The organism is Oscillibacter sp. KLE 1728 (assembly GCF_934833455.1).
Classification (GTDB): domain Bacteria; phylum Bacillota; class Clostridia; order Oscillospirales; family Oscillospiraceae; genus Oscillibacter; species Oscillibacter welbionis.
On record NZ_CAKVVF010000107.1, the window covers coordinates 1 to 5,823 of the forward strand.

At 60.6% G+C, this 5,823-nt stretch carries 8 protein-coding genes; 2 read left to right on the forward strand and 6 right to left on the reverse strand.

Annotated elements, in window-relative coordinates; genetic code table 11:
* The 4 genes from QVE23_RS10050 to QVE23_RS10065 form a co-directional block, all read right to left on the reverse strand.
* Positions 1 to 555 (reverse strand): permease prefix domain 1-containing protein (locus QVE23_RS10050; RefSeq protein ID WP_287968127.1); only part of this gene is annotated, 555 nt, incomplete at its 3' end.
* The gene (locus QVE23_RS10055; RefSeq protein WP_021748702.1) at positions 542 to 889 is read right to left on the reverse strand and encodes a PadR family transcriptional regulator; all 348 of its coding nucleotides are present in this window, start codon (positions 887 to 889) and stop codon (positions 542 to 544) included. The genes QVE23_RS10050 and QVE23_RS10055, both read right to left, overlap by 14 nt.
* A 115-nt stretch (positions 890 to 1,004) precedes the next feature.
* Positions 1,005 to 2,843, reverse strand: coding sequence for a glutamine--fructose-6-phosphate transaminase (isomerizing) (glmS, locus tag QVE23_RS10060; RefSeq protein ID WP_021748701.1), 1,839 nt, complete (start codon positions 2,841 to 2,843; stop codon positions 1,005 to 1,007).
* Positions 2,844 to 3,213: 370 nt separating this feature from the next.
* Positions 3,214 to 3,681, reverse strand: a complete 468-nt coding sequence (locus QVE23_RS10065) for a GNAT family N-acetyltransferase (RefSeq protein WP_021748700.1) — start codon at positions 3,679 to 3,681, stop codon at positions 3,214 to 3,216.
* 149 nt (positions 3,682 to 3,830) lie between these two features.
* On the opposite strand from QVE23_RS10065, the gene QVE23_RS10070 reads away from it, so the two are divergent.
* Both QVE23_RS10070 and QVE23_RS10075 read left to right on the forward strand, forming a co-directional pair.
* Positions 3,831 to 4,514: a DUF421 domain-containing protein gene (locus QVE23_RS10070; protein ID WP_021748699.1), complete on the forward strand. Its 684-nt coding sequence runs from the start codon at positions 3,831 to 3,833 to the stop codon at positions 4,512 to 4,514.
* Complete coding sequence (locus QVE23_RS10075; protein WP_021748698.1) at positions 4,511 to 4,891, forward strand: DUF4363 family protein; 381 nt, start codon at positions 4,511 to 4,513, stop codon at positions 4,889 to 4,891. The genes QVE23_RS10070 and QVE23_RS10075 overlap by 4 nt, the downstream gene beginning before the upstream one ends.
* Positions 4,892 to 4,897: 6 nt before the next feature.
* On the opposite strand, the gene nrdR is transcribed toward QVE23_RS10075, so the two are convergent.
* Complete coding sequence (gene nrdR, locus QVE23_RS10080) at positions 4,898 to 5,356, reverse strand: transcriptional regulator NrdR (RefSeq protein WP_021748697.1); 459 nt, start codon at positions 5,354 to 5,356, stop codon at positions 4,898 to 4,900.
* Between the two features lie 171 nt (positions 5,357 to 5,527).
* The coding region (locus tag QVE23_RS10085) for a hypothetical protein (RefSeq protein ID WP_287968128.1) at positions 5,528 to 5,823 on the reverse strand (296 nt) is incomplete at its 5' end.

A 5,823-nucleotide genomic window follows, 5' to 3' on the forward strand; every position in this document is an offset into this window, starting at 1 on the left:
CAGCCACAGTGCGTAGACTGCCGGATAGAACAGCACCACATACCGGGTGAAATAAGAGGCGTTGTTGACATTGGGTGAGAGATGTAGGGACAATACCCCCGCCATCACCGCACCGATGTACACCCACTTGGCCCAGCGCAGCAGCCGGGAGACGTCCAGGAAGTAGGCTCCGACCAGCACAGCAGCCCCGGTCACCACTGACAGAGCACAGCGCAGCGGATCCAGATCCTCATCCCAGGGTGCTCCCGCTCGGGTGAGGGCGTACCGCAACCAGCCGCCCACCAGCAGCAGCGCCAGGGTCAGGCCCAGCATCCCCCACTGGGGCCTGGGCCGGTGGAGGCGGTCCAGGTCCGCGCCCACGGCCACCGGGTCCCCCATATCCTCCACTGCCAAGCGCTCCGCCTCTTCCGGCGGATGGCCTTCGGCCAGAAATTCCTCCTGCTGCTCCTCCAGATGAGTTTCCAGCTCCCGGGCCGCCACAGTCCGGGCCCGCTTCCAGCGGATTTGTGCCTCCACCGCGTCCAGATAGCCCCGGACGCTCTCAGGTCCCGGCACAGCAGGCACCTCCCCCCAGCACACGGCCCACGGCATCGGCATAGGTGTGCCACGCCGTCTCCTTCTCCCGCAGGGCGGCCTCCCCCGCCTTTGTCAGATGGTAGTACCGCCGGGGCTTACCGGCAGCGGCCTCCCGCTCGTAGGCGGTGACCAGCCCCTTTTCCTCCAGGCTGTGGAGGAGGGGGTACAGGGTCCCCGCTTTCAGGTGGAACACGTCCTCCGACCGCTGCCGCAGCTCGCTGGTCATCTGGTAGCCGTACTTGTCCCCGTCCTCCAGCAGCTTCAGGACCAACAGGGCCATGCTGCCGCTGACCAGACTCTTATCGGCCTCCATAGACTTCCTCCTTATATAGATATTCTATATATTTTGACAGCGCCATTATATATCGATTTCCTATATAAGTCAAGTAAAAAAACCGCCCGGACCAGATGGTCCGGGCGGCAATTCGTTATTCCACAGTCACGCTCTTGGCGAGGTTCCGGGGCTTGTCGATGTCACAGCCCCGCTGGAGCGCCACATAGTAGGCGAACAGCTGCAGGGGCACCACGCCCAGAGAGGGCTGGAGCATGGGATGGGTCACCGGCACAGAGACAGTGGCGTCGGCAGTCTTCTCCATCTTTTCCCGGAAGTCCTCGGTGGTCAGGGCCAGCACCTCGGCCCCCCGGGCCTTCACCTCCACCACGTTGCTCATGGCTTTGTCAAAGAGAGGCGCGTAGGTTCCCAGGGCCACCACCAGGGTCCCCGGCTCGATCAGGGAGATGGTGCCGTGTTTCAGCTCGCCGGAGGCGTAGGCCTCCGAGTGGATATAGCTGATCTCCTTCAGCTTCAGGGAACCCTCCAGGCCCATGGCGTAGTCCAGGTTCCGGCCGATGAAGAAGATGGAGTCGTGGTTGAAGTACCGGGAGGCGTAATACTGGATGTCCTCCGTGTGGGAGAGGAACTGGCGCATCTTCTCCGGCAGCAGCTGCATCTCGGAGAGAATGGTGTCATACTCGCTCTGTTCCACCATACCCAGCAGGTCCGCCAGATAGAGGCCCACCAGATCCATCAGCACCAGCTGGGTGGTGTATGCCTTGGTGGTGGCCACGGCGATCTCCGGCCCGGCCCAAGTGTACAGCACGTCATCCGCCTCCCGGGCGATGGAGCTGCCCACCACATTGACGATGGCCAGGGTCCGGCCGCCCCGGCGCTTGGCCTCCCGCATGGCGGCCATAGTGTCCAGGGTTTCTCCAGACTGGCTGATGACGATGACCAGAGTCTTTTCGTCCACCAGAGGATCACAGTACCGGAACTCGGAGGCCAGCACCACCTCCACCGGGCGGCGCAGCAGCTTTTCCCAGCTGTACTTGCTCACCACGCCCACATGGTAGCTGGAGCCGCAGGCGATGACGTAAATCCGGGAGAGGTCGCGGACGTACTCCGCCGTCAGATGCAGATCGTCCAGCACCACACGGCCGTCCCGGATGCGGGGGGAGATGGTCTTGCGGACCGCCTCCGGCTGCTCCATGATCTCCTTGGCCATGAAGTGGGCGTAGCCGCCCTTCTCCGCTGCGGACACATCCCAGTCCACCAGACTGTGGGTCTTCTCCACCGGCAGCAGCTCGTCGTCAAACACGTCCACGCTGTCGGCGGTGAGGACAGCGATCTCCCCATCGTCCATGTACACCACGTCCCGGGTGTACTTGATGACAGCCGTCACGTCGGAGGCGATGAAGTTGCCGTTCTGACCGTAGCCGATGATGAGGGGGCTGTCCTTCCGGGCGGCAATGAGGGCGTTGGGGTAATCCGCACAGATGATGCCGAAGGCGTAGGACCCCTCGATCCGCCGCAGGCAGCGGCCCACAGCCTCCAGCATGTTGTGGCATTCGTTGTAGTGGAACTCCAGCAGCTGTGCCACCACCTCCGTGTCCGTGTCGGAGGTGAAGTGGACGCCCTGGCGCATGAGGTGCTCCTTGATTTCCAGATAGTTTTCGATGATGCCGTTGTGGACGAGGGCGATCCGCCCGTTCTCGCTGACGTGGGGATGGGCGTTGATGTCATTGGGCTCCCCGTGGGTGGCCCAGCGGGTATGCCCGATGCCCAGGTTCCCCTCCAGGTCCGCGCCGCCGTGGATCAGGTCGGATAAGACCTGAAGCCGCCCCTTGGTCTTGCGCACCTGGAGTCCCGCCGTCTCGGACCGCACCGCCACGCCGGCGGAGTCATACCCCCGGTACTCCATCCGCTCCAGGCCGTCCAGCAGAATGGGGGCCGCGGGCTCGTTTCCTACAAATCCGATGATTCCGCACATATTCGATAATCCTCCTGAAGATTCTGTAATGAATGGTCAAAAGGACAAACACGCAGTCATTTGTCACTTTCTTCACGGTCACAGCCCCCTTGTTTTGCGGTTGCCCGCATATTTGCCGGCTGTGTACGCGCCCGTGGGCACGGAAGGGCATCCGCCGAATCCTTCGATACTCCCTTCCCCTCGTCGTCCCGCCGCTGGCGGCGGGCGCTGGCGCTGTGATGGGCCGCGGCCCATAAACTCCTTTCACATCTGCGATTTTTCTTTTTTTGATTTTGATGCGGTCACTATAATATGCGCCTGATAAGCCCATCTTAAATAGGTCTGTTAAGACGATTCAGCACATATTGACCGTTGACTGGCTCTACATCTCTCAAAAATGATACTCCATGATATGTTCCCCCTTGCTATCGTATTTCCCGTTAAACCGGAAACCAATCTGTTGATAAAGCTTGATTGCATGGGGATTATTCTCATACACGCTAAGATATACCGTGCCGCTCTGATACTCTGTATGCAATCTGTCAAGAAGCGAAAGCACCGCCTGTTTTCCATATCCTTTTCCCTGATATCTTTTATCAATGAGCAGCCGATCCAGCCATAGCTGTCCCGGAGCCGGCTCTGGAAAATAGCCGTACATAGCAAAACCAATCAGCGTGTCGCTGTCATAAATACCAACAGGCCGCCACAGCTCCAATTCATCTGCCTCCCGCAAGCACTCGCTTACACTCTCAATAAAACCAGCCTGCTCAGAAAAGACAGTCAAGCCCTCAACTTCCCTGCGGTTTTCGGCGTTTACCGATTTGAAATGTAATTGTTTGTGAACACTTGAATCCATCATTATTTTTTCTTATTAATTCTCAAAACTGTTGCTGTATAACTCTATATTTTCTTTCTATGCTTTACAAGAATCTCCCCCTCCTGGGGGAGCCTTATCCCGGATAAAAATCCCGTTCCGGCAGATACTAGCGGAACGGAGGGATTTTCGCCATGATAACCGCCTTTGTCCGAACGATCATTCTCTATTTCCTTATTGTGGTCGGGATGCGCCTGATGGGCAAGCGCCAGATCGGCGAGTTGGAGCCCAGCGAGCTGGTGCTGACCATGATGATCTCCGACCTGGCCGCCGTGCCCATGCAGGACTTCGGCATTCCGCTGCTCTCTGGCCTGCTGCCGATCCTGACGCTGCTGGCCCTGTCACTGCTGCTGAGTCAGCTGTCTCTCCGCAGCCTGCGGCTGCGGGCGCTGATCTGCGGGACGCCCACGGTCCTGATCCGGGGCGGCAAGCTGCAGCAGGACGCCATGCGGAAGAACCGCTTTACCATCGATGAGCTGATGGAGGAACTGCGGGAGCAGGGCGTCACCCGCATCGAGGACGTGAAGTACGCCGTGCTGGAAAACTCCGGCCAGCTGACCGTCTTTCCCTGGACAGCCCAGCAGCCGCCCACGGCGGAACAACTGGGACTGGGGCTGGAGGATGACGTGACACTGCCCATGGTCATCATCAACGACGGGCGGGTCATCCACCGCAATCTGACCGCCTGCGGCCGGGACGAGAACTGGCTGCGCAAGCAGCTGTCCCGGGAAAAAGCCTCCTCTCCCCGCGAGATCTTCCTCCTGACCCTGGACGAACAGGGGCAGGTATTCTGCGTCCGAAAGGAGCGAGAGTCATGAGGGCGTATGGAATATCCGTCGGCATCCTGGCAGCCATCCTGGTCTTTTCCCTGTGGAACAGCTCCTACATGACCGCCAGCACCGTCCGCTGGCGGGAGCAGCTGCAGCAGGCGGACGCCCAAGCCCAGTCAGAGGCCTGGACCGAGGCCGTGGATACGCTGGCAGGCAGCTATGACGACTGGTCGGAAAGCCAGACCTACCTCCACATCGTGGCGCGGCATGATACGGTGGATGACGCGGAGGCCATGTACCGCCGGGCCCTGGCCTTCGCCGCCACCCGGGAGCTGACGGAGTTCCGGGCGGAGATCTCGGACCTGCGGGATCAGCTCCGGCTCCTGGCGGAGACGGAGCGGCTGGATATCAAGAACGTCCTCTGACGGCCTTCACCGGTTGTCGGCCAGGAGCTTGTTCAGCTCTGTCATAAAGGTGTCGATATCCTTGAATTGGCGGTAGACGGAGGCAAACCGGACATAGGCCACCTGGTCCACGTTTCGCAGCCGTTCCATCACTTTTTCGCCGATGGCCTCTGTGCTGATCTCCCGCTCCATGGAGTTCTGTAGATCCTGCTCGATCTCCTCGGCGATCTTTTCCAGCTCCGCCAAGGGCACCGGCCGCTTTTCGCAGGCGCGGATCATGCCGCCCAGCACCTTCCGCCGGTCAAAACTCTGGCGGCTGCCGTCCTTCTTCACCACCACCATAGGCAGGCTCTCCACCGTCTCATAGGTGGTAAATCGCTTGCCGCAGGAAAGGCACTCCCGCCGGCGGCGGATGCTGCTGTTTTCGTCCGCGGGCCGGGAATCAATGACCTTGCTCTCACTGTAACCGCAATAGGGACACTTCATACTGGACCTCCAAACGCTCCGCCGGCGCCCGGCCGGCAGGTCTTCCCGTGTCTGAGGCCGGGCGGAGAGCCCCTCCGCCACGGCCGTCTTGGGGTTATTATATCATACCCCCGGGAAATGTGGAACACATCATTTGGAATTTTCTGAAAATGTCTCTGTCCGCCGGACGGCTCAGAACACCGGCCGCTCCTCCCCGTTGAAGGCAAAGATGGCGTAGCTCCGGCCATGGATACGGCGGATATGGGCAAAGCAGAACAAGGCGGTCAGCGGAAAGGGGCGGCCCACGTCATAGGGCACCGCCAGCTCTCGCCGCCCCTGCTCCTCCCGGACAAGGACGCCCGGCACAAGGTGTAGCTGCTCCCGAAGCCATGGGGAACGGAGACGCACTGCCGAGCGCTCCAGCGGCGTCCAATCCTCCGGCTCCGGCGGATGGGCAGGGCGGATCTCCCCCAGCCGCAGCTTTCCCA

What these genes read in the sequence shown, in the direction of transcription:
- QVE23_RS10065 (WP_021748700.1), bottom strand. Translation starts at nt 3,681, where the DNA reads ATGATGGATTCAAGTGTTCACAAACAATTACATTTCAAATCGGTAAAC.
- glmS (WP_021748701.1), bottom strand. Translation starts at nt 2,843, where the DNA reads ATGTGCGGAATCATCGGATTTGTAGGAAACGAGCCCGCGGCCCCCATT.
- nrdR (WP_021748697.1), bottom strand. Translation starts at nt 5,356, where the DNA reads ATGAAGTGTCCCTATTGCGGTTACAGTGAGAGCAAGGTCATTGATTCC.
- QVE23_RS10075 (WP_021748698.1), top strand. Translation starts at nt 4,511, where the DNA reads ATGAGGGCGTATGGAATATCCGTCGGCATCCTGGCAGCCATCCTGGTC.
- QVE23_RS10070 (WP_021748699.1), top strand. Translation starts at nt 3,831, where the DNA reads ATGATAACCGCCTTTGTCCGAACGATCATTCTCTATTTCCTTATTGTG.
- QVE23_RS10055 (WP_021748702.1), bottom strand. Translation starts at nt 889, where the DNA reads ATGGAGGCCGATAAGAGTCTGGTCAGCGGCAGCATGGCCCTGTTGGTC.